Annotated in this window: 26 protein-coding genes and 2 pseudogenes; 10 read left to right on the top strand and 18 right to left on the bottom strand. The window is 49.6% G+C overall.

The genetic code is table 11. The annotated features are described in order from the left end of the window. Positions 1–2 precede the first annotated feature (2 nt). From BZJ18_RS12240 to BZJ18_RS12225, 4 genes are all read right to left on the bottom strand, one after another. Positions 3–2,090: a TonB-dependent siderophore receptor gene (locus tag BZJ18_RS12240; protein WP_077457114.1), complete on the bottom strand. Its 2,088-nt coding sequence runs from the start codon at positions 2,088–2,090 to the stop codon at positions 3–5. 153 nt (positions 2,091–2,243) lie between these two features. After that, a complete protein-coding gene (locus tag BZJ18_RS12235) occupies positions 2,244–2,756 on the bottom strand; it encodes a YbaK/EbsC family protein (RefSeq protein WP_077457112.1) in 513 nt (170 codons plus the stop codon). 554 nt (positions 2,757–3,310) lie between these two features. Continuing rightward, positions 3,311–3,751, bottom strand: coding sequence for a GNAT family N-acetyltransferase (locus BZJ18_RS12230; RefSeq protein ID WP_077457110.1), 441 nt, complete (start codon positions 3,749–3,751; stop codon positions 3,311–3,313). A gap of 12 nt (positions 3,752–3,763) precedes the next feature. Continuing rightward, positions 3,764–4,348, bottom strand: coding sequence for a nucleoside deaminase (locus tag BZJ18_RS12225; protein WP_198532238.1), 585 nt, complete (start codon positions 4,346–4,348; stop codon positions 3,764–3,766). A gap of 292 nt (positions 4,349–4,640) precedes the next feature. Between BZJ18_RS12225 and BZJ18_RS12220 the strand changes: the two genes are divergently transcribed. Together BZJ18_RS12220 and BZJ18_RS12215 are read left to right on the top strand one after the other, a co-directional pair. After that, positions 4,641–5,675 carry an efflux RND transporter periplasmic adaptor subunit gene (locus tag BZJ18_RS12220; protein WP_241824962.1) on the top strand — a complete coding sequence of 345 codons (1,035 nt, stop codon included), beginning with the start codon at positions 4,641–4,643 and terminating at the stop codon, positions 5,673–5,675. A gap of 10 nt (positions 5,676–5,685) precedes the next feature. After that, positions 5,686–8,781, top strand: coding sequence for an efflux RND transporter permease subunit (locus tag BZJ18_RS12215; RefSeq protein WP_077457104.1), 3,096 nt, complete (start codon positions 5,686–5,688; stop codon positions 8,779–8,781). A gap of 43 nt (positions 8,782–8,824) precedes the next feature. Here BZJ18_RS12215 and BZJ18_RS12210 read toward each other — a convergent pair whose 3' ends face one another. Next, positions 8,825–9,718, bottom strand: coding sequence for a LysR family transcriptional regulator (locus BZJ18_RS12210; RefSeq protein ID WP_077457102.1), 894 nt, complete (start codon positions 9,716–9,718; stop codon positions 8,825–8,827). A gap of 90 nt (positions 9,719–9,808) precedes the next feature. On the opposite strand from BZJ18_RS12210, the gene BZJ18_RS12205 reads away from it, so the two are divergent. Continuing rightward, complete coding sequence (locus BZJ18_RS12205) at positions 9,809–10,744, top strand: DMT family transporter (RefSeq protein WP_077457100.1); 936 nt, start codon at positions 9,809–9,811, stop codon at positions 10,742–10,744. Between the two features lie 6 nt (positions 10,745–10,750). Here the strand turns inward: BZJ18_RS12205 and BZJ18_RS12200 are convergent, their stop codons facing one another. Continuing rightward, on the bottom strand, positions 10,751–11,443 hold the full coding sequence (locus BZJ18_RS12200; RefSeq protein ID WP_077457098.1) for a response regulator transcription factor: 693 nt from the start codon (positions 11,441–11,443) through the stop codon (positions 10,751–10,753). A gap of 193 nt (positions 11,444–11,636) precedes the next feature. Next, positions 11,637–12,878: an NAD(P)/FAD-dependent oxidoreductase gene (locus tag BZJ18_RS12195; RefSeq protein ID WP_077457096.1), complete on the bottom strand. Its 1,242-nt coding sequence runs from the start codon at positions 12,876–12,878 to the stop codon at positions 11,637–11,639. Between the two features lie 103 nt (positions 12,879–12,981). Between BZJ18_RS12195 and BZJ18_RS17300 the strand changes: the two genes are divergently transcribed. The 3 genes from BZJ18_RS17300 (at position 12,982) to BZJ18_RS12185 (ending at position 14,949) form a co-directional block, all read left to right on the top strand. Next, a complete protein-coding gene (locus BZJ18_RS17300) occupies positions 12,982–13,134 on the top strand; it encodes a hypothetical protein (protein WP_158011284.1) in 153 nt (50 codons plus the stop codon). Between the two features lie 133 nt (positions 13,135–13,267). Continuing rightward, positions 13,268–14,275, top strand: a complete 1,008-nt coding sequence (locus BZJ18_RS12190) for an amidoligase family protein (protein WP_077457094.1) — start codon at positions 13,268–13,270, stop codon at positions 14,273–14,275. Further along, on the top strand, positions 14,251–14,949 hold the full coding sequence (locus tag BZJ18_RS12185; protein WP_077457092.1) for a gamma-glutamyl-gamma-aminobutyrate hydrolase family protein: 699 nt from the start codon (positions 14,251–14,253) through the stop codon (positions 14,947–14,949). The genes BZJ18_RS12190 and BZJ18_RS12185 overlap by 25 nt, the downstream gene beginning before the upstream one ends. A gap of 67 nt (positions 14,950–15,016) precedes the next feature. Here BZJ18_RS12185 and BZJ18_RS12180 read toward each other — a convergent pair whose 3' ends face one another. From BZJ18_RS12180 to BZJ18_RS12145, 8 genes are all read right to left on the bottom strand, one after another. Beyond that, the gene (locus BZJ18_RS12180; RefSeq protein ID WP_077457090.1) at positions 15,017–15,490 is read right to left on the bottom strand and encodes a 2TM domain-containing protein; all 474 of its coding nucleotides are present in this window, start codon (positions 15,488–15,490) and stop codon (positions 15,017–15,019) included. A gap of 146 nt (positions 15,491–15,636) precedes the next feature. Continuing rightward, positions 15,637–15,852, bottom strand: a complete 216-nt coding sequence (locus BZJ18_RS12175) for a VF530 family DNA-binding protein (RefSeq protein WP_021023695.1) — start codon at positions 15,850–15,852, stop codon at positions 15,637–15,639. A 210-nt stretch (positions 15,853–16,062) separates the two neighbouring features. After that, positions 16,063–16,527: an NUDIX hydrolase gene (locus BZJ18_RS12170; RefSeq protein ID WP_077457088.1), complete on the bottom strand. Its 465-nt coding sequence runs from the start codon at positions 16,525–16,527 to the stop codon at positions 16,063–16,065. Beyond that, positions 16,527–17,102, bottom strand: coding sequence for a GNAT family N-acetyltransferase (locus tag BZJ18_RS12165; protein WP_241824961.1), 576 nt, complete (start codon positions 17,100–17,102; stop codon positions 16,527–16,529). Before BZJ18_RS12165 ends, BZJ18_RS12170 begins: the two co-directional genes overlap by 1 nt. Continuing rightward, the gene (locus tag BZJ18_RS12160; protein WP_077457087.1) at positions 17,095–17,616 is read right to left on the bottom strand and encodes a GNAT family N-acetyltransferase; all 522 of its coding nucleotides are present in this window, start codon (positions 17,614–17,616) and stop codon (positions 17,095–17,097) included. The genes BZJ18_RS12165 and BZJ18_RS12160 overlap by 8 nt, the downstream gene beginning before the upstream one ends. Positions 17,617–17,774: 158 nt before the next feature. Further along, entirely contained in the window at positions 17,775–18,323 is a 549-nt protein-coding gene (locus BZJ18_RS17585; RefSeq protein WP_077457150.1) for a hypothetical protein, read from the bottom strand. After that, on the bottom strand, positions 18,323–18,859 hold the full coding sequence (locus BZJ18_RS12150; RefSeq protein ID WP_077457085.1) for a GNAT family N-acetyltransferase: 537 nt from the start codon (positions 18,857–18,859) through the stop codon (positions 18,323–18,325). Before BZJ18_RS12150 ends, BZJ18_RS17585 begins: the two co-directional genes overlap by 1 nt. 19 nt (positions 18,860–18,878) lie before the next feature. After that, positions 18,879–19,466: a GNAT family N-acetyltransferase gene (locus BZJ18_RS12145; protein WP_077457083.1), complete on the bottom strand. Its 588-nt coding sequence runs from the start codon at positions 19,464–19,466 to the stop codon at positions 18,879–18,881. 210 nt (positions 19,467–19,676) lie between these two features. Between BZJ18_RS12145 and BZJ18_RS12140 the strand changes: the two genes are divergently transcribed. Then, positions 19,677–20,324 carry an NAD(P)-dependent oxidoreductase gene (locus BZJ18_RS12140; RefSeq protein WP_077457081.1) on the top strand — a complete coding sequence of 216 codons (648 nt, stop codon included), beginning with the start codon at positions 19,677–19,679 and terminating at the stop codon, positions 20,322–20,324. Positions 20,325–20,400: 76 nt separating this feature from the next. Here the strand turns inward: BZJ18_RS12140 and BZJ18_RS17100 are convergent. After that, positions 20,401–20,487: pseudogene (locus tag BZJ18_RS17100) on the bottom strand (Ohr subfamily peroxiredoxin); the annotation flags it as partial. Between the two features lie 104 nt (positions 20,488–20,591). On the opposite strand from BZJ18_RS17100, the gene BZJ18_RS12135 reads away from it, so the two are divergent. From BZJ18_RS12135 to BZJ18_RS12125, 3 genes are all read left to right on the top strand, one after another. Beyond that, complete coding sequence (locus BZJ18_RS12135; RefSeq protein ID WP_077457079.1) at positions 20,592–20,828, top strand: RNA recognition motif domain-containing protein; 237 nt, start codon at positions 20,592–20,594, stop codon at positions 20,826–20,828. Between the two features lie 193 nt (positions 20,829–21,021). Beyond that, on the top strand, positions 21,022–21,273 hold the full coding sequence (locus tag BZJ18_RS12130) for a hypothetical protein (RefSeq protein WP_025739952.1): 252 nt from the start codon (positions 21,022–21,024) through the stop codon (positions 21,271–21,273). After that, positions 21,270–22,094 (top strand): TauD/TfdA dioxygenase family protein, encoded by an 825-nt coding sequence (locus tag BZJ18_RS12125; RefSeq protein WP_077457077.1) that lies wholly within the window; start codon positions 21,270–21,272, stop codon positions 22,092–22,094. The genes BZJ18_RS12130 and BZJ18_RS12125 overlap by 4 nt, the downstream gene beginning before the upstream one ends. Positions 22,095–22,179: 85 nt before the next feature. Here BZJ18_RS12125 and BZJ18_RS12120 read toward each other — a convergent pair whose 3' ends face one another. Continuing rightward, positions 22,180–22,740 carry a GNAT family N-acetyltransferase gene (locus BZJ18_RS12120; RefSeq protein WP_077457075.1) on the bottom strand — a complete coding sequence of 187 codons (561 nt, stop codon included), beginning with the start codon at positions 22,738–22,740 and terminating at the stop codon, positions 22,180–22,182. Positions 22,741–22,973: 233 nt separating this feature from the next. Further along, positions 22,974–23,145 (bottom strand): annotated as a pseudogene (locus BZJ18_RS17095) (ISAs1 family transposase); the annotation flags it as partial.

Here is a 23,145-nt window from a genome sequence, read left to right as displayed (position 1 = left end):
AGTTAGAAGTGTAATGACGCGCCGAGGACGACTTTGCGCTCTTCGCCCAACGTGGTTTTATTTTGTACACCACCAGCGAGATAGCTTTCGTTGAAGAGGTTTTCAACATTCACACTCAGTTTCAAGTCCGTTTGTTCACCGGCTTTAATGGTATGGCCCACACCTGCATTCACGGTGGTGTAACCTGGCTTATGATAGGTATTTTTCATATCGCCATAACGATCACCGACATAACGCGCACCTACGTTCACATAGGTTTGGTTATCGACATCATAGCGAGACCAAATGCTGGCGCCCCACTCTGGCGTATCGGCAGGCTGTTTGCCATCGTTCGCAGGATTGAACGGGTCTTCGATGCGTGCATCTAAATACGTCGCTGAGCTATGCACTGACCAACTGTCAGTCACTTGACCGGCAAGGCTGACCTCAACCCCTTTATGCGTTTGTTTACCTAATTGTGTGGTGCGTGAAGTGAGACTGCCTTGTCCGGTGATTGCCTCTTTGACCACTTTATTTTCTTGTTCAATTTGGAACAAGGCGGCACTGAATAACGCTTGGTCGTTCAATAACGATTGTTTATAGCCAAACTCGTAAAGCTTACCCTTCACCGGCTTTAGCGCCATGCCGTCATTAATATCGGTATCACTATCAACCGGGTTTTTCGGCTCAAAGCTCTCAGAATAAGTCACGTACAGCGTTTTTTCCGGTGACGGATGATACATTACCGCGGCTTTAGGCAACACGTTATAATACGTATCCGTCTCGTTATCCTCGCGATCGTAGCGAAGCCCTGCAAGCAGCTGCCATTGTGGGTTCAATGTCATTAAGTCTTGCGCATAAAAGCCAATGGAATCAGTAGGCTCAGGATCACGCGGAGTTGCTGTGCCATAATGAATATCCGGCTCCGGATACGCACCACCAATCACGGCGGTTTGGTTTTTCTTCATTACACGCTGACCGACATAGTCATTACGCAGCGCATTGGCGCCAATCAGCACCTGGTGATCGATATTCCCGAACTGAAATGCACCGGTGACATCAAGATAAGCCGTATCCAGTACCCAATTGTCGTGACGGTCCATGGCAAAGTATTTGAACGATTGGGTATTCGCGTCGTACGTTTCGCGCTGTCCGAATCCTTCATGGTAATGACGTTTGTAGTCTTGGCGATTGTAGCCTGATTTGACTTTCCAATCCGGCGTTAATTGGCTGACAATATCGACTCCGTAGTTCTCAACATCAATGTCCATGAACGACCAAGGCGCTTCCCAGATAAATTGGCTACCCAGTTGCGGTTTACCATTGATGATGTTGGCGCCGTTATCGCTATTACTGTCATCAATCACGCGATCATAATGAAGAGAAAGCTGGGTATCAGGCGTGATGTCGTAATCTAGCATCAAGCCTGCAATTTGGCGGTCGAGCTCAGGTTCACTGCCATCTAAATAGCGACGTGATGAGCCCTCGCTTTGTTTCGATAGTACCATCCGACCACGTAAGGTGCCGCTCTGGTTGAGAGAACCCGACGCATCGGCGACGGTGTGTTGATAATCGTTAGTACCGACTTTCTGACTGATTGACGCTTGGAACGCAGCYGTTGGTCGTTTGGTGACCATATTCACCAGACCGCCCGGTGCGGACTTGCCATAGAGCAAACCTGCTGGCCCTTTTAACACCTCAACGCGTTCCATCAGCTCAACAGGATGTCGATAATAAGACCATTGCTGCTGGCCATTACGCAGGTAGCCTGTTCCGGTATCAAGTTCAAAACCACGTAGCATGAAAATCTCACGATTGCGGTCCGTACCCCCTACACCAATGCTGGCGTCATTTACCAACACATCTCCTAGTGTCGTGGCGTTTTGCTCTTGAATCAGCGTTTGATCCATCACAGCCACTTGGCCCGCTGTTTCTAGTTGGCTGACATCCATTCGCATCGCCGTTTCATTGCTATTAGCCTTAAAACGTGCCTGATGGCCTTCAACCACATAGACTTCATCAACGGGTTCTGTCGGGTTGGTTGCGGCTGTACTGTTAAGGGGTGACAGCGCGACAGCCACAAAAACGGCAAGGGGGTGTTTCTTCAACATGAGACTTCCTGTAGCTAACGATTATTTGAACGCATTGGAACATAAACGATAACCAGTCTCATTTCTATTTGTTTTCACCCATACGCAACTGTTTGTGCTTTTTTTCGTCAACATTGTATAGGTTATGTTGCAAAACTGTGAGGTTTCATCTACTTACTGATGATCTACCGTTTGATACCTTCGGCCTATACCTTGTAGCCAGCGAGCGAGATCTTGCGTGGCTATGACCCAAGTTTGATCATGACAAAAAGGCTGGCATTCCACCGCTTGGACTTGCCATATCGCATTCGCGATCACCAAACTAACGCGATGCTCAGGATCATTCATCACATCAAATACCGATACGGCACCTGATTGCGCCTGCAAATAGGTGTCGAGTTGCTGCGACGAGGCAAACGATAAGCGAGACGTGCCCAAGGCTTCACTCAATCCGACTAAATTAACGGTGGCTTTACCCGGTAACACGACCAAGAAAAACTGTTTACCCTTTCTGTCTTTCAACAGTAAGTTCTTGGTCGGGTTTGCATCAGTATGCAAACCGAGCGCGTCTGCTTGTTCACACGTATAGACAGGCTGATGGCGGTATATTTTTACTGAAATACCGTGCGCTTTGAGGCTTTGAAGCAGCGCCGTCTGTTGACCTGAAAGTGGTGGCGTTCCTGTCATGATCTTCCTTATTAGTGAGCTTATTCGTCTTCATCCGAGCCAAGGGCACAGACTGTTAGGTTTATAGTACGCCCAGCGCGCCCATATTCACTATTAGGCTTTCTTATGTGACTTAAGAATAATTAAATACACTTATTTGGAATAAAAATGTAACTTTATCGCAACGTTAATCACAAGGAGAGAAACATGGTACTCAAGGTGAGTTTTCACTCGGGTCGTCAAGTGACCTATCATCGATATGCTAAAAAGCTACACACTCACTTAGCAACGACCAAGCTGTCCACACGCTGGGCCAAGCGCCCTCTACCCTCTGTGCGTAGCACACGATAACGCATTACTCTGACATTGGTTACGGCTGGGGCTGCGAGGTAACTGACTGAAAATACTGTGCACGGAGCGCTTGTAACTCACCACGTTGAGCCGCACTGTCCAAATCCGCGTCAATCTGCGCCACTAAGTCATTCGCTTGTGGCGCATATCGGCTCACTTGAGCATGGAATGCTTTCGTAAGACTAGCATGCCATCTCTATCGACATGCTCAGGCGCTTTGCTCATTATTCGGACGTTGCGGTTAACGACAACGAAAGCGTGAGAACCGCATCTCGGCTGCGCCCTGTCTCCACAAACCCCAGCGCTTGATATAATGAAACGGCGGGATTTTCTGCAAAAACACGCAAGGCTAAATGCGCATAGCCAGACGTTTGAGCATAAGCGATCGCCCAAGCGATTGCCTCGCGGCCGATCCCTTGCCGCTGTTTACTCGGCTCTATCTGTAAATCGCGGATAAAAAGTGTTTCACCGTCTGCCTTCAAGCGAATCACACCACAACGCTTTCGCTCATGGCGAATTTCATAATTATCAAAAACTCGCCAACTTTCCATAAACCGCTGAGGGTTCCAAGCGATTTTCCTCGCTTCATAGTAAGGAGCCATGTTCTCTTGGGTCAGCTTTTGGCTGTAATTAGCATCCGTTGTCGGACCAATCGCAACATCCATGTCGTTCTCCTTTCATTCACGCTTTGCTAAACGTGCCTTGACGGCACTTACACCTTGCCAATCTTCTAACTCTTGTTCGGGGTGCTCGGATCGAAATTGCTGATACAGTGCAATGCCCTGCGGATCTTCCAGCACATCAACCGTCACCCCTTTCGCTTGTAGCATCGTCTCGTTACCGCTCGCACTGGTGACATCCCCCACCACCACGCGAGAAAAACCCCGCATGGTGATCAGTGCCGCGCACACATCGCATGGGCTTAAACTGGTAAACAAGGTTGTTTGGCTGAAGTCAATTCGTCCAGCATCACGTATCGCCGCCGTTTCGCCGTGATTGTAGGGGTGATTTTCTTGTACCAAGGTATTGTGCCCTTTACCGACGATTTGACGTGTCTCATTGTCAACAATCACCGCACCGATGGGGCATCCTCCTTCATCAGCGCTTTTTTGGGCCAACAACACCGCGATGCGCATCAAATCCGCATCGGTCAGTTTTTGGCTAAAGCTGTTATCCAGCAGCACCGGCAAACTGCGCGTTGGCATATGCGCCACGGCACGCAACGCCGCTTCCGTTACCGTGCTATTTGCATTGAGTAGCATCGACGTTCTCCTTATTCGGATTCGCTGATGACACTGACCTGAGCTAATCCACAAGATCATCAATTTACCACCAATGAATGAACCAAACAGTGATAAGGTTTGTATTGGTCAGTTCAATATTTGTTATTGGTTAAATCAACCTTTTGCGCCTTCGTCTGTACTAAAAAGCCAAGGGTGGTGACAGCAATTCTGTTCAGGGATTTTTATGATAAAACGTTTGATTATTATGTTAGTCGCATGTGGGCTCGTTTTTGGGGGAATTTTTGCTTACAAAGCAGTAGGCAATCATTTTATGAACCAATTCTTTGACAACATGCCTGCCCCTACGGTCACCGTGACGGCCACGACAGTCTCAACGCACCCTTGGCGTGAACAACAAACCACCATTGGTAGTTTTGCGGCCATTAATGACACCCAGCTAACTACCGAGGCAAGCGGCATCGTCAACAATATTTTGTTCGACAATGCGACATCGGTGAAAAAGGGACAATTACTGATCACCTTGGATGCCAGTGTTGATGAAGCAGAGCTTCGTCGGCTCGAGTCCGTCGCAGAGCTTGCCCAACTTGAGTTGAGGCGCTATCAACGGCTGTTTAAAGACAAAAATATTTCTGAATCCGAACTAAAGCGCAAAGAAAGTGAAGCCAAGCAAGCGATTGCCGCCGTCGACAGCCAAAAAGCGCGCATCGAGCAAAAGGCATTAACCGCGCCTTTCGACGGCATCATTGGCATCCGAGAAGTCAGTCTTGGCCAACTCATCGCACCGGGGACAGCCGTTGCAACACTCACGTCAGTGACTCCCATCCACCTCAACTTTACCTTACCGGAACAGCAGCTCAGCACGTTGAAAAATGGTCAAACCGTTTCTGCCACGATTAGCGCGCAGCCTGACGAGGTCTTTACCGGCACAGTGACTGCGATTTCGCCGGTTGTTACCCAATCGAGCCGCAGTGTCGACATTCAAGCCACCTTTGACAACCCAGATGCCATTTTACGGTCAGGCATGTTCGCACGCGTGAGTCTTGATCAAGGTGAAGAAACGCAAAATGTCTTGCTGGCACCACAAAGCGCGATTCAATTTAATCCGTATGGCAACGCAGTCTTCGTGATCCAAGAACAAGATGATCCACTGACGGTCCAACAGCGCTTTGTGCAAACAGGCGCGCGACGCGGTGACATGATTGTGATTAAAGAAGGTCTTCAACCCGGTGATCGTATTGTCACCTCCGGCCTCCTCAAGCTCCGTAACGGCAGCAACATCAAGATCAGTGACAACGAACATGTTCAGCCGAGCGAAGATCTTGACCCGAACGTTGTGAATCAATAGGAGCCATTCGATGCGATTTACCGACGTCTTTATCAAGAAACCCGTCTTGGCCTCCGTGGTGAGCCTATTCATTATCTTGCTCGGCTTACGCGCTATCACCGACATGAATGTGCGCCAATTCCCCGAGATTAAAAATGCAGTGGTGAGTGTCTCTACCACTTATATCGGTGCCGATGCCGACCTGATTCAAGGCTTTATCACCACGCCGCTGGAGCGTGAAATTGCTGCCTCTGAAGGGATTGATTACTTAGTATCGACCTCAACCGCCGGTGTGAGCACTATTGAGGCCTACTTGCGTCTCGATTACGATCCAAATGAAGCACTCACGCAAATTGCCGCACAGGTGAATAAGGTGCGCTCTGAGCTACCTGATGATGCCCGTGAGCCCGTCGTTACCCTGCAGGTGGGGGAAACCGTCGCGGCAATGTACCTCGCCTTCTACTCTGACGTCCTCACTGACAATCAAATTACCGATTACTTGGTCCGGGTGGTCGAGCCACAGCTGTCGACGATTCCGGGTGTGCAGCGTGCTGATGTGTTGGGTGCCAGTAGCTTTGCGATGCGGATCTGGCTCGACTCGGTCAAAATGGCCGCTTACGATCTCACCGGTACGGATGTGATTGCCGCCCTGCGCAGCAATAATGTGCTTGCTACGCTGGGGCGCACCAAAGGGCAAGACGTGGCGATTGATTTGAACGCCGCCACCGACATTCATGACGTCAGACAATTTGAAGATTTGGTGATCAGCAGTGATGGCCAATCTGTTGTGCGTTTGAGTGATGTGGCGACCGTTGAGCTCGGCGCGGAAAGCTACCAAACATCGGTGAACTTTAACGGGCTCGACGCCACCTTTATCGGTATCGAAGTCTCACCCGATGCCAATGCGCTGGATGTGATTGAGGCGGTGAATCAGGTGTGGGATGCCGATATCATCACCCAATTGCCTCAAGGGTTATCGGCGTATATCGCCTATGATTCAACCGAGTATATTGATAACGCCATTGATGAAGTGGTGATATCGATTATTCTCGCCTTAGCCATCGTGGTGTTTGTGATTTATGGCTTTTTGGGGTCGTTACGCTCGGTGATTATTCCTGCGATCGCAATCCCCGTATCGCTCATCGGCACCTTCTTTTTGATGTGGCTGTTAGGGTTTTCCATCAACTTACTGACACTGCTTGCCATGGTGCTTGCAATCGGTGTGGTGGTCGATGATGCGATTATCATGCTGGAGAATGTCCACCGCCATATTGAAGAAGGAAAGAGTCGAACAGAGGCCGCTATTGAGGGGGCGCGTGAGCTAGCTTGGCCGATTATCACCATGTCGACCACCTTGGTCGCGGTGTTCCTGCCCATCGGCTTTGTCGGCGGGTTAACCGGTGTCTTGTTTGTCGAATTTGCCTTTACCCTCGCCGCCTCGGTGATTTTGTCGGGAGTGGTCGCACTAACACTTTCACCGATGATGTGTGCCTATGTGCTTAAGCCCTATCAAGCGGACAAAGCGACCCAAGAGCGCTCCCTTGAGCATTGGCTGGACAAGCAGTTTGACCGCCTGCATCATCGCTATCAGCGTACACTTCATAGCTTATTGAATACCAACGCAGTCGTGCTCACGTTTGGCACGATTGTTTTAGTGTCTTGCTATTTCTTGTTTATCACCAGTCCCTCTGAACTTGAGCCCGCCGAAGACCAAGGGTTTGTGTTCTCCATATTGGAAGCCGATAGCCAAACCACACTGGATGCGCTATCTGCCAGCACAGACGAATTAAACCGGCTCATTGATGATGTGCCAGAAATTGATAATGTCTTTATTATTAATGGCTCAGGCGGCACCAATAATGCCATTGCTGGTATTGTGCTTGCCCCTTGGGATGAACGTGAGCGCAGTACCCAAGCGATCTTGGAAACCGAAATCCAACCCTTTATGGACAGCCAACCGAGCTTAAGTAGCTTTGCCTTGGTGCCCCCTTCACTGCCGTCTCCGGGCGGCGGCACGCCGGTTGAATTTATTATCGGTTCAACACAACCCTTTGAAGCGATTAATGAAGTGGCGAACAATATCGTGGGCAAAGCAATGCAAACGGGGCGGTTTATCTTCGTCGATACGGATCTGAGCATTGACCGCCCCAAACAAACGGTCAACATCGACCGTGAAAAGGCGGCGTTGATGGGTGTGAGCATGCAACAGCTTGCCGCGGATATGGGCTCATTGTTATCTGGTGCGGATGCGGGACGCTTTTCACTGGAAAACCGCTCTTATCGAGTGATCCCCCAAGTGGCGCGGAGTGAACGTCTCACGCCAGAACAACTGCGCCAGTTCTACACTCGCAACCAAGACGGTGAATTGGTTCAGCTGTCAACGTTAGTGACCTTAGAGGAAAGTGTGCAGCCCCAAGCATTGCGCGGTTTTCAGCAGCTGAATGCGGTGAAAATTTCCGGTGTGCCCCGCCCTGGCGTGCCTTTAGGGGAAGCGCTGGGTGTACTCGAAGAGATTGCGGCGACAGAATTGCCAGCAGGCTTTAGTGTCGATTATGCCGGACAGTCACGCCAGTTTATGAGCGAAGGCCAGCAACTGGTCGTGACCTTCTTCTTTGCTTTAATCGTGATTTTCTTGATCTTGGCGGCGCAGTTTGAGTCGTTTAAAAACGCGATCATTATTTTGGTCACCGTGCCAATGAGTGTCTGTGGCGCGCTGATATTTATCAGCCTTGGTTTTACCACGCTGAACATATACACCCAAGTCGGCTTGCTCACCCTCGTCGGCCTGATTGCCAAACACGGGATATTAATCGTCGAGTTCGCCAATCAGCTTCAGCAAGAAGGAAAAACGAAACGTGAGGCGATTGAAGAAGCGACAGCGATCCGTTTACGCCCTATCTTGATGACAACGGCGGCGACGGTGCTCGCCATGATCCCGCTCTTGATTGCCTCAGGCGCAGGTGCTGGTGCCCGTTTTGCCATGGGGTTAGTGATTGCCAGTGGGATGACGTTGGGTACCTTATTCACCCTGTTCGTGGTGCCTGCGATGTATCTATTTTTAGCCAAAGCGATTACACCGACGCCAACTGAACATAGGGTGTCTACCCAAACAAACCACGACGCCTAATCTTCCCACATCAGGCCACAGTGCAACACATCGTGGCCTGATTTCATCCTTCAACAAACCTCGCGAGTACAAACTCCACCAGCAGTTTCACCCGCAGCGGTACATGATCCCGATCGCGATACAACAAAAACAGGGTTCGTGCTTGGCTTTGCCATTCAGGCAGCACCCGCTGTAACGTCCCTTGTTCAATCAATGGTAATGCGGAGTAGTCGGGAATGTAGCCCATTCCGAAACCAGCCTGTACGGCATGCGTCAGCATTTGAATTTCGTCAACTTCAGCACGAATGCCAGTGGTGGCTTGGTAGTCATAGGCGTCACCAGTTGTGTCGTGCTCTAGCTGCCAAACGGTCATAGGGTGACAAAGCACGACAGGTTTACCCACCAGCTCTTTTGGCGACTGAATCTGACCATAATCACTGTCTGGACTCGCGCAGACAATAAAGTGAATATCGGTTAATGGCCGTGCGATCCAATCTTCTACCACTGGATTGCCGACCCGAAACACCACATCCATCCCTTCGCCTTCAATATCGATGAGCGTATTCGAAACACTCACATCAAGCTGAATTTCTGGATAAGCAGACATAAAATCAAACAAAACAGCGCGCAAAAACTGTTTACCGGCATTAATAGGGGCGCTGATACGAATCTTACCTTTGGGCTGGTGTTTTTCGCTCAATAGTTCATCACTGACTGCGTTCAGCTCATTAAAAAGACTCGCAGCGCGTTCAAAATAGCGACGGCCCGTTTGCGTCAGCGAGATACGATGCGCATCGCGATTGAGTAAACGCAGGGCAAGATCCTGCTCAAGCTGGCGAATACGACGGCTGAGGGTGGATTGAGGCATGGCAAGCTGTTGCGCCGCGGCTTTAAAGCTGCCTAATTGCGCAACAGTACAAAAACAGCGCAAATCGTCTAACGAATAGCTAGGTTTCATATTTGGAATCTACCGTTCTGATATTGCCGGTTTATTCATATTTTGAAACTTATACACTAGCGCACCTCACTCAACAAGTCAGGTCTTGCTATGACAACTACTGCTTCACGGTGGAAAGCCATTGCCCTTCTCATTTTATGTGCTTTTTTTTGGGGCAGCACTTTTCCGATTGGTAAAGATGCGCTGAATGAAGTGAATGCGCTGACCTTGGTATTTTGGCGTTTTGCTGTTGCCGCGATGTGCTTAGGCTTCTACCTCAAACTCACCCGTACCCGCGTCCCCACACTCAGTGCTAAACAATGGCTGTGGGCGACCACCGTTAGCGCCGTGGGGATTGGTGGATTAAATCTTTGCTTATTTACCGGACTTGAGCATACTCAAGCGACCAATGGGTCATTAATCATGGCGCTCAGCCCGTTGGTAACCTCACTTATCGCCTGTATCGCGATTCGTGCGTTGCCGCGTAAAGGGCAAGTTTTCAGCTTGGTGGTGAGCTTATCGGGCGTGCTCGTGGTGATCACCAATGGTCAATGGCAGATGCTCAGCCAATTGAACTTTAACCAAGGCGATCAGATGATTTTCACTGGCATGTTTGCATGGAGTGCGTACACCTTCTTCAGCCAAGGCATTGGTCGTTGGATGCCGGTGATCCCCTACACGTTTTTGGGCATGCTTAGCGGCGCAACCGTGATTGGCATCATGTGTGCACTGACACCAAAGGTTCATCCATTTGGCGAAGTCTGGGCGGCAAGTCCGCTGGCCGTCTCCGAACTCCTGTATATCGCTGTGCTGGGTACCGTCGCTGGTTACTTACTCTGGCTCAACGGTGTGCGCCATTTGGGGTCAGCTAATGCTGCCGTATTCTTTAACTTTGTACCTGTGTTCGCGGTAGTCACCGCGTTTTTGATGGGACAAGCCGTAAGCCAACTTCAGGTGGTAGGCATTATCATCGTAATCGCAGGCTTGTTATTACCACGCCTCCCCCACCCGGGACGCTGGCGACTTGCGCTGTCACGCTCAGCTTAAACGCCATTAAATAAAGCAATAGCCTTTGCCGTGGTCGGTTTGTAGGCGCTCAGGCGGCAACCCAGCGTCAGCAAGTTTTTTACGAACACGGCTTAAATGCATATCAAGGCTGCGATCGTCGGGCGTAAATGCTTTTTTCAGCACCTTGCGATAAAGGAGTGGCTTACTCAACGTCGTATCTTTGTGCTGCGCGAGAAGCCACAAGAGTTCAAATTGGATGGGTGTCAGTTTGACCACTTGATCATCCACCTTAACTTGATGGGTGTCGTGTCGCATCCAAAGATTATCAACGCGCAACTGACCCGATGAGTTTTTTACTATCTTCATTGCATAGCGACGGTGCATTGCGATCGCAGAGCGCGCCATACACTCTTCCAAATCAACGGGCGTCGATAATACATCGTCAGCACCCGCCTGCAAGGCAGCCACACGGTCGGCCGCCGCTTGACTGGCCATTAACGCAATAAACGGGCACTGCTCACTAAGCCAGCGCAAGGTTGTTATTTGCGCCTCTCCCTCTGGCACCCAGCTAATTAATTGTACAGCATCCCAATCAGGCATTGGATCATCAGGACCAATCACGGTCACATCGCAGCCATACTCTCGCAGCCGAGCTTCGAGTAGCGCGATAAATGATTGATCTTCTGGGCCGCGCACGACAATAGCGGGCTTAGTTTTGGAGAAAAACGCCTGGTGCATCAGTGGTCCTATCTAAACGTTCACGTCACATCAATGGCTGAACCCGGTTTATCGTCATTGTCATTCACAAACGGGGGCGCCAAGCTATTCATTGTCTTACAGTGTTAGCCTGTAAAGCAAATCGGTGTACGTTGGCTTCAGCGTTTTCGATCCCTTATGGCTTGGGAGTGATGAAAAACTCAGCAGCCGACCACTAAAACCGATCGACACGATACGGGTGCATATCAATATCCGTATGCGCCTCATCCATCATTTGTCCCAACAATTTTCCAGTCACGGGGCCCAAAGTAAAACCTTGATGACCATGACCGCATGCCAACCACAAGCCCTTTTGGTCTGGCGCTGGGCCGATCATGGGCTTCATATCGGGCAGGCAAGGACGCCCACCTTTCCAGGGCGCCGCATCCACACGGTCACCCAGTGGATAAAGCGAACGGGCGACCTGTTCAGCGGCATTAAGTTGGCGCTCATTCACTGGCGCATCCAATGCTGTCAATTCTGCCCCTGTGGTTAATCGCACGCCCGCGCGCATCGGTGCGAGCAAATAGCCCACTTCTGCGTCCATAATCCAATGATTGAGCGGGGTGTTAGCGTCAGCTTGATAATGCATGTGATAGCCACGCTTAGTGAATAAAGGTACCTCTATGCCTTGCTGGCGCAACCAGTAAGATGACCACGGTCCCATCGCCATTACAACCTGATCCGAGCGAAGGCGCGCGTGATCTGTTTCGATGACCCAATGTCCGTCTTCCTGCTTGAGTACTTGCAAATTGGCGCGCTTTATCTCGCCCCCTTTGGCGATGACATCGTCGGCGTAGGCTTGAACCAAGGCTCCGGGATCCGTGACAGTCCAAGGTTGTTTCCAATGAATAGCCCCCGCTAGCGGCGCGGCTAAATGCGGCTCCAACGTAGCGAGCTGCGCTTTATTGAGCACCTCATACTCCACACCGTAATTGGCATAGTCAGACGCGGCACGCGAGCACTCTTCATCCAACGCTTTTTGGCTGCGGAATAACTTAAGGTAACCTTGCTTACGGATCAGTGAGGCCGCGCCCGCGGACGCGATCATTTCATCATGCGTATCGAGTGATTGCATTATCAAGGCTGCGTATTCAGGGACAAGCTTTCGATAATGCTTATCACTGGAGTAATGCCAATATTGCAATAACGCGCGAGCCGCTCGAATCACACTGCCAGGACGATAGCGAATATCCACCGCACGGTTCGGCAACACCCGCAGCAAAGTGGTGAGATCACGCGGAAAGGCATAGGGCCGAACGGCTTCACGTTGAATAATGCCTGCATTGCCAAACGATGTTTCTTGCCCTGGAGGCACGCGATCGATCAAGGTGACGGCATACCCTCGTTTAAGTAAATGCCAAGCCACGGATACACCGACCATTCCGGCCCCTAACACCACGACCTGCTTCGTCATACTTCACTCCCTGAATGATGTTATTTTTTGTTTTGTTGTTAACAACTGTTGAATTTTTACCCTTAAATTACAAGCTTTTCGCCAGTAGCGATAGTGATCAAGGGTGCTTAATAACGACAGTGGCCAAGATTGGGGGAACGAAGTGATTGTTTCCACCCAAGGTCAAGTTGGGATAAAAAGCTCACTGCCAGATGAAGCCATTGCCGATGTAAAACGAATGGCTTTAACAAGCTGGGCGGCAGATCGTATTGGCTGATGAAAGCCAAAGAGCATTATATTTGCGATTTGTTTAGGCTAATTCCCGAACAAATCGAGGCGATTTCCCTTTAATCAGCGCATCGTGACCCCCATGTATTTCATATGTTTATCCGATAAGTGAGGCTCCATTGATGAATGCGTCCCCTTCACCGTTAAAAACACCCCCTCATACCACCAATGCAGAGGGAGAAACGCGCTGCGTCGGTGTTGAACTTGAATTGAGTGGTATGGAGCTAGACACCATTGCACAGCTCGTTGCAAAACATTTATCCCTGACGGTTGAGCATGGCGGCCGTTACGACCGAAAACTAACCGGTGACAATGCGGGTGATTGGATCATAGAGCTTGATTACGCCAAGCTAAAACGCCTTGGACGGAACGATCGAAGTGAGAAGACTCTCGCCAATCAAATTGACCAATCCGCGGAAGAAGTTTTAGCTTGGGCAGCTAAAATGGTCGTACCGGTCGAAATAGTCAGCCCACCGCTTCCGCTTGATCGACTTCAAGACGTCGATAGACTGATTGAGTTTCTGCGACAACAAGGTGCAGAAGGCACAGAGGACAGCCCTGTCTATGCATTTGGGATGCAGCTTAATCCCGAACTGCCCGACTTATCCGCTCACACCATTAATGCGCATCTGAAAGCATTTTTATGCTTGTATGATTGGCTAATTAAACGTGCCGATATTGATTTATCCCGTCGTCTCACAAGCTATGTCGATCCGTTTCCAAAAGCGTATATCACGCGTGTTCTCGCGCACGATTATTGGCCCGATCGCGACACCTTGATTGCAGATTACCTTGCTGATAATCCGACGCGTAATCGTGCGCTAGATATGCTGCCACTCTTCACTCACCTCGATGAGAAACAAGTGAATCAGGCGCTCAATGATGGCCTGACAAAAGCGCGCCCCACGTTTCACTATCGTTTACCGGATAGCAAAGTAAGTCGTCCACAATGGGGGATCCATGAGGCATGGAATGATTGGGTAGAAGTAGAGAAACTTGCCGCAGATCCAGAACGACTGACAGCTTGCTGTGATGCTTATCTTGCTCACTTAAACGATCCATTATCACGCATTACCAATAACTGGGCGGAGAAAGTGAATACGCTATGGGTAGACCCGTTATCGCAATAACCGGCTCCGACAAAGGTGCCTTCTTACCGCGTTTTTTCGTTGCCACCGCGGTGCGTCTTTATGGCGGGCAGCCCCTACAGTTGCGGCCAGGTTCAATATTTAAGCCTGATGATTATCACGGTGTGGTGATCACAGGCGGCCACGATGTTGAACCTGTGCTGTATGCTGCTGAGCCCGAAGTGAAACCAAACTACGATCCCGAACGTGATGAACTAGAGAGCGCAGTAATCAAAAGTGCGTTAGCCAGTCAAAAGCCGCTGTTGGGCATTTGCCGTGGTGCGCAGCTTCTCAACATCTGTTCAGGCGGCACCTTGCACCAAAGCTTACGCGAGCAGCGTAAAAAAACCTCTCATCGCTGGACAATATTCCCGATGAAAACCTTGTGTATATTGCGTGATGTCAACGGCCACATCCAGCAACGGTTGGGGCAAGGCAGACGCAAAATAAACAGCCTGCACAACCAAGCGATTAACGCGTTAGGCGAGGATTTAACGGTTAGCGCACGTGATTTRGATGGCATTGTACAAGCCATTGAGTCGCCCAATCGTCCCTATACACTGGGCGTACAGTGGCATCCGGAATTTTTGCTTTATCTTGGCTGTCAGCGTGCGCTGTTCAAAGGCTTAGTCGAGCACGCAACGCGCTTCCARCAGCAACAAGCGGCATCTCAGTAAACATGTCTGTTAGTTGGTGAAAAACAAAAACGCCGAGGCACATTCGCTCGGCGTTATCAGGTAGCGATTAACGCTTAGACCGCGCGTTCAGTCGCTTCTCTATTTGGCGTTTTTCCCACTTATCACCAAAGAGATCGACAATGCCCAGAGCACTGACACCGTGGCTGACCACTGCAATCCCCCATCCCATTGCGGCCCACCAAGCCCAGTAATAGCCAGGGCTGACTTGCCAGTTGATAATAAACAAAATCGCCATCACGACCACATAGCGAGTCAGGTGAGAATAGAACCCACCCAGGGCGCGCACGCGATTGGTGATTGCTTTTTCTTCTGGACTCATTGAAGTATCTGCCTGCATGTCTGTCTCCTTTTGCAAATCAGTAATGTCGATATCAAACACAGCAGCCAACGATTTCAGCGACTCCAATCCGGGTTTGTGGCCGCGCTCGATACGTTGAATCGTTCGAACACTGAGCCCACTGAATTGTGCTAATTGGTCTTGCGACCACCCTTTTTGAACTCTGAGTGCTTTCACGTTCATCCTTGCTCCTTTGTGCTCTTCCCTATCGACACTATGCAAAATGGGGGCTACATTACCACGACAGCGCCCCGACACCTTAGCGACAGTTATTTAAAATCAATCATTTACCATGAACCCGCCTGATAACCAATCCGTGTATTTTATCCTTAGCAAAAGGTATCAATATACAAGGCTTCGACCTTATCTCGCGCCCACTGCGTTTTACGCAAAAATTTCAGCGATGATTTAATAGATGGGTCATTATGAAAGCAATTCACACGAATACGCTGATAAAGACCGGACCAGCTATAGTGTTCTACCAGTCGCGTTAAAATGGTTTGTAAGCTAAGTCCGTGAAGTGGGTTATTCGGTTGTTCTTGCATACTCGTTCTCACGTTTTGGTTGGGCGCACAACGTACACGACTAGCCTCGCTAGCCAATAAAAGCGCTACTTTACGTGACGATGAAAAAAAAGGCGAGATCAACACCGGTAGCGCGCCAGCTTATAATCAAGGTTTAGCTGGCACCTAGGAAACCGTGTCATTATGCAATATGATGTCATCTTGAGTAAAAAAGCGTTCCATGCTCATGTTTCATTCCTGATGGTTAGGTAAGTTGACGTGATATAACGGGTTAACGGGCTGATCAACAAAGTAAGCCCATACATGGTCATAGACGGCATGCTGATTTGGATACGGCGCCAAGGCTTTTGCTTCATCGAGTGAGCACCAGCGAAACTCGGTGTGTTCATCATTAAGCGTGATGGCTTGGTTATCATCACACATCACCACAAACACAGGGATAAGCTCGATCACATTCACTGACGCTTCGTAAAACTGCTCCAAAAACTGCGCGTTATACAAGTCAGCCACCGTAATCTGGGTCTCTTCGCTAAACTCACGGACGATGGCGTCCACTCCGGTCTCACCCGCTTCAATCGAGCCCGCAACATGGCACCAGAAGCCACCTTTCACTCGCTTCATCAGCAGCATTTTTATTTCTCCCTCAATACGAGAGAGCGCCACGCCAGAAACCACAGAGGTATTCACTGGGATCATCATTTCTCCTCGGCTTCACATGCCGCCACTTTGGCGTATACGACAGTGCTAGAAATCGCACCGCTAGGCAGGATACGGTCATTGGTAAGAATCGCTTCTTGATGATACCCACAGCGCTCAGCTACCGCGCGGCTGCGGGTGTTTTCGTAGGCGGTTTTGATTTCGACACGTTTGGCATTAAGGCCATCAAACGCATACTGCTCTAGCGTCCGCACCGCTTCACTCATGTAGCCAAGGCCTTCTTTAGAGCTCCGCAGCCAATAGCCTATTTCAAAATAAGGAATCGCGATATTACGGATGATTAAGCTGATCACACCCACCAGTTGCCCCGTCGATTTTTCAAAAATCGAGTAGCGTAACTCGTTAATGAACATATCAAAGTTATCAATCACTTGTTGGGTGTTTTCAATTGAGCTCGATTCGGTCAGCGCGTGCGGAAGCCAATCCATAAAAGGAGCAAGGGTGTGCTGGCTTTCCAACACGGCTTCTAAAATGAAAGGCTGATGGGACATATTAGGCGCCACTAGCAACAGACGGTCACTGTCCAGTTGGTCCACGCGCGGGGAATCATCCATTAATGTCCACCCAGTACCGCGCCAATGATTCATTGAACACTTCACCATTGATGATGTTTTCCAACGTGCCGCCATTAGCTTCAATTACTTTGCGCGATGCCATATTGTCTTCATTCGCGGTAATTAGAGCGCGAGTGATCCCTAGCTCGCTCGCCTTGGGCAGCGCTAAGGCTAACATTTGCTTGCCACATCCGCGCCCACGATGTGACGGCGCAATGTCGTAACCAATGTGTCCGGCTTCTTGAGATAGAAATGGCGTATTAATGTGATGGCGGATCCGAATCGCGCCAATGATTTGTTGCTCAGCATCAAGCAGCCAAAAATGACTACACGGCACATAACCTTTACGAAGGTTTTTACCCAATGACTCATCCGTTAACCGAGTCACGTAAGTGGGGAAATCCTCTTTCCCCGGCCAATAATAATCGGCATTCTCGGGATCAAACTGAGCAAAATCATCATAAAAGCGCGTAAAGGCTGCTTGGTGATTGAGTGTGGGGACGACTAATTCCATGTGCTTGTTCCTATTCCTATTCCTATTCCTATTCCTATCATAGAACTAGGCTATCTCATTGATATTGAGAAATAAACACTTATTGGCCGCCTATCATCCGCCGCCTTAGCGCGCCCTGCTCGCCACACAGAAGTGATTGAATGGTTGATTGCCGCGCATCACTGCCAACGCATCACCGCATCAAACGTTTGACAATGTTGAACCGCTTGCTCCGCCTCTTGCAGATAAACTTGTTGGGCACTTGAAGTTGGATAGGTTAAATACTCGGAACATTTCGCACTTTGACCGTTACCCACCACAATCTTGGTGCCCGGTTGCAAGGTGCACTGTACCAATTTATCGAGCGGCGACCATTGATAACAAATATCATAATCTTGGCGATAATCTGCCACCAAGCCAGACGGTTGTGATAACGCCCACCAGTGACCAAACTGACTATGCGGGTTAGTGCTATTCCACGCGCGATATACTGTCACCCCTTCAGTCGCCTGATATACCTTGCCTTGGCAAAGCTTCCCTTCCAATGGCTGACCCAACGACGACGCCAGTAACGCTGGATCGTCCACAGCGACAAACTTGTCTGCCCATGCGCTTGGCAACGTCGTACTACCGACACATTCTGCAGCGTCGGTCGTTTCATTATCAACGGGCGCACTGGTACACGCTTGCAGTGTCACCATCAGTGCGCCAAGTAGTGCTTTTCTTATCATCCTTGCTCCCATTCGTGTCGTAATATGGCGTAAACCACCGTATCCCACCACCGTTCTTTAAAGAAACGATGCTGATGAAAATGGGCCTCTTGTCGCATGCCAAGTGAACGACAAAGCTTGGTTGCAGCAAGATTATCGTAAATAGTCTCAGCGTATAACCGATGCACACCCAGAGACTCAAAACCAAAGTCGGCCAGCGCGACAGCCGCCTCTCTCATTAGCCCCGCGCCTTGCGCCTCTACAGCTAGGCCGCATCCGATGGAAGCTTGATGGTTGTCCTCAAGCCTTAAACCGACGGTGCCTATACATTTTTCTGATTGCTTGCAGATAACCGCTAACTGATAAGCCACGCGTGGATTTGTGTTGGCTTGTTCGATAAAGCACGCGTGTAAGTCTCGGTATGTCTCTGGCTGGCAGTCCGTTTCGCTATAAAAACGCTGGTACTTCTGGTGTTGCGTTAAGTGAACAAACGCCTCTTCATCGCTCGGCTGCATGTCACGCAGCACAAGTCGACGTGTTTCAATCATAAACATCCTTGTCTCTCTTGTTGTTTTAGTTCAGCGCCTTGACCATGGTGGTGGCGCCTGAAAAACCGACTAACCATTTTAGGTGCGGAAAGCGCTCTTCTTTGGTAGCGACAAAGCCTTTGGCTTGATAAAGCTTGCGGGCTCTGGGGTTGCTATCAATGACATCTAATCGAACGCTTTCAAAGCCATGTGCTTGAGCATAATCGATAATGGCATCCAATAATTGGGAGCCAACCCCCTGACCACGTATCGCGCTATCAACAGCAATACCATCCATCACCAATTCATTGTGCGCCGCTTCACGCTCAAACAGCGCCAATACTGCACAGGCCCAAGTACCCTTGATGAGCCCCAAGCTATCGATCAGTTGTTTCGCGCTCATACCCTGTGTCAGTGCGCCGGCTTGAGTTTGAAACCCAGCCAAGCCCACCACCTTGCCGTTTTGCATAGCGGCAAACGAAAAGTCTGGGACAAAACACTGAGACAACACCGCCACGCGCGCTGTCTGATTAGGGATTGCCCGTGCGAGCTTCATTCCAAACGCCTGCTCATACAACTCAGCGACGTGTTGTGCTTGCTCAAGCGGCCATCCTTGCCGGATCGCTATCTCCATTGGCTCCCCTCTGTCTTCTTCAATAAAAAAACATCCACGCATTTATCTTGACGTGAAGATTTTTAGCATTTACCTTTACATCAAGATAGATAATAAATCACAACTTAATCAGTTCAGCATGGTTTAACCACAAGCGTATGACAGCCACCTTTTTACTGGCTATTGCGCGGCATAAGGACACACAGGAGTCATAACATGGAGACTAACGTAATGAATATAATCGTATTTGGTGCCACGGGCGATATTGGCAGTCGAATTGTGTCGGAAGCGTTGCAACGCGGCCATAAGGTCACGGCAGTGACACGTAACGAGGCAGCATTCAGCAGGCTACCCGACGGCGTAAAACCTGTCGCCGCCAATTTGAGCGATGCGGACAAGGTGGCATCGGTGATGACTGGTCATGATCTTGCCATTACGGCGTTACGTCCACCGACAGGCGAAGAAGCGCAATTACCGGTGTTAACCCAAGCCGTCGTCCAAGGCGCAGCCCACCATCAAATGCGCGTTCTGATTGTCGGCGGTGCCGCTCGACTGATGATTCCGGGCACTGACGGTGAAACCGTGTTAAACGCCGAAGGATTTCTCCCTGCTTCAGCGGTTGAGATTGCACGCGCGTGCCAAGTGCAATATGAGCAGTGCCTCACCAGCCAAGATGTGATTTGGAGTTACCTCTCGCCTACCGCCATGATCGCACCTGGTACTCGCACCGGTCAGTACACATTGGGGACAGACACCTTAGTGACAGATAGTGACGGACAGTCTCGCATTTCAATGGAAGACTTCGCAGTCGCCATGCTTGATGAGGCCGAAACACCTAAGCATCTGCAGCAAGCATTCACGGTGGGCTATGGCACCTAACAGATGCTAGGTCGTAGACGTAAAAAAGGAGCGCTGCGTTGAGCGTTCCTTACTTTTCAATCTTTTCTTGCCTTGCTTAAACCACTGACAGCTCCACCTTAATATTGCCACGTGTAGCATTGGAATATGGGCAGACCTGGTGCGCTTGCTCGACCAATGAAACCATACCGGTGAGTGACCTATCGATAAGAAAGCCAAACTATTACTTGGTCGTTGCCCCCTTTACTGACACAATCGCCGCTGTTACTTCGACAATTACGGACAACAATGAAATTACTAGCTCGCAATCTTGCTCGCACCACTACCGAACACCAACTTCGTCAGCTATTTTCTGAGTATGGTGATGTCACCGAATGTAATCTGGTGCTGGACCAAGAGACTGGCGAATCCAAAGGCTTTGCTTTTGTGACTATGCCTGACGATGCCCAGGCCAACGCTGCAATTGCCGCACTGAACCTTACCAGCGTTGCAAAGAGCAAAATCCGCGTGAAAATCGCGAACTAAGCAAAAAAGCCCTTTGCACTTACATTGGCTGTGAGGCGGGAACGATAGCCAACACGATCACCCGTGTTGGCTTTTGTTTATGGTTGCCAAGCGTTAATAACGTAAAGCGTCATTAAACGATAGCTGATTGACAGCCTGCGCCCGGCTCGTCACTATCAAGCTTTCGGCATGTAGTGACGCTCGGGCAAAAAAAATGGCAAAACCGAATAAAAAAGGCCCCACCAAAACCATCGATATTTTCTGTAAACGTTGTAATGCGCCACTATTTAAATATCGCAAAGGCGGCAAAGGTGCATTGGTGAAGTGCTTCAAAGAAAGGATTGTTGAGGATGCCACCACCACGCCGTGTCACTGCCCTCAGTGCGAACAGCCCTTTGCGCGTGACACCTTGGTGCGAGGCACACCAGCCTATAAATTTATTGGCGGTAAGGTATGGTTCAAATGAAGATAACCCCTTTAGGCGATACATTAGGGGCACAAGTCGATAATATCGATTTATCCCAGCTTTCCGAGGCTGAGTTTGCGGCGCTGTACCAAGCATTTTTACGCTACAAAGTGCTTTTCTTTCGCGAGCAGCCTCTATCTACCGACGACCATGTCGCACTGGCAAAACGCTTCGGCGAGCTTGAGCCACCTCACCCGTTTTTTCCGCACCTACCCGACAACGACCAAGTGGTCGTGATTGAAACCAGCCGCGGTAATCCACCTAGCCAAAGCTATTGGCACACCGACATGACATGGCAAGCGGTGCCGCCCAAGTGCTCGGTTTTACACGCGCAGTATGTACCAGAACATGGCGGGGATACGATTTGGTGTGACATGGCAGCAGTATGGGCCGATCTAACCGACAAAGAAAAAATCGAGCTACGCGAGCTCGACACCATTCACGCACTACACGCCTTTGAAGGTAGCCGTTACGATCATCAAGACGCCGACGGCCAGAGTGTGGTCTCGAAACGCGCTCAAGACTACCCACCCATTCGCCGTGCCATGGTGCAAACCCACCCAGAAACCGGCCAAGAAGTACTATTTATTAACGAGCAATTTACTCGCATGATTGCCGACTGGCCAGAGGCTGACAGCCAACAACGGCTTGCGACACTGTTCAGTCAAGCACGCCAATCGAAATATCACGTTCGTTTTCGCTGGCAAAARCACTCGGTGGCAATCTGGGACAATCGCGCCACCCAACACTACGCAGTAACCGATTATGGCGACACACCCAGACGGTTGCACCGCGTCACAGTTCAGGGTGAGCGGTCCTAGTAATCCAATAACGGTATTGAAGAGCTTTTTGGGTAACGGCGGATCTCATCCCAAGGCTTACATGCAAAAAGCCACATCGTTTTATCTAAGCAACTGTATCAATGTCACCGGCGCTGAATAACCACTCGTGGGATAATACTGACATTACGGCTTTATCAACAAATTCACCATTGCGAAAGCCAGACTGACGCATCACTCCTTCGTGTTTGTATCCCGCCCGCTTATACGCACTAATAGCGCGAGAGTTGAGAGTGCTAGCGGTGAGCTGCACGCGATGCAAACCTAGCGTTCTAATGGCATAGTCTGTGACTAATTTGGTCACAAGAGTACCTATGCCTTTTCCCCAAAACTGCTTGTTGCCGATTAAAATAAAAAATTCACCACTACGATTTAGTGTACTGATATCACTAATCCCTGCGTAACCAATCAGCTCATTCGTCGCTCTAGTACAGATCCCAAAAGAAACATTTTTAGGRTCTGCATTAATGGTCGACAACCATGAGGAAATATCCGATCTAGACTGCGGATACGCATAGGCTGATAGGCTATAAATTGTTACTTCCCTATCTTGGGACCATTGATAAAAATACTCTGTATCACTGATATCCAGAGATCGTAAGTAATAATGTTCTGCTTCCAGCTGCATGGTTTACTGTATTCCCTATTATGCACCATTGCACTATGACCAAGCATAATCGCGATAGTTGAAAATAAGCTGGCTCTTGTGAACAAACAAAGAACCACTTTTGTTTATCTATTAACGGATATATTCATACAGATTGTTGCTATGCCCATAAAGCATGATTGGGTGTTGTAGCCGAAACCCACGGAAATTGGGTGTTGTAGCCGAAACCCACGGAAAACGCATGAACATCCGCGTCACGAAAGGCTTCCCAGCACGGTCGCCAGGTACTCTTGGTCCATCGCGCACATCATTCGCTTGCGTTGAATACCGGCTTTGAAACTCTTCTCTTGCTTTAATAAATTCAGAACCATTTGCCTTATTCGTGCAAAAACTTCCGCTCGGTCATCGACTCTTATTCGGCAAGCA

Origin of the sequence: Salinivibrio sp. IB872 (genome assembly GCF_001995345.1) — a bacterium.
Classification (GTDB): Bacteria; Pseudomonadota; Gammaproteobacteria; order Enterobacterales; family Vibrionaceae; genus Salinivibrio; species Salinivibrio proteolyticus.
The sequence above is the reverse complement of the archived record's forward strand: the minus strand, read 5'-3'. Positions and strand labels throughout refer to the sequence as shown.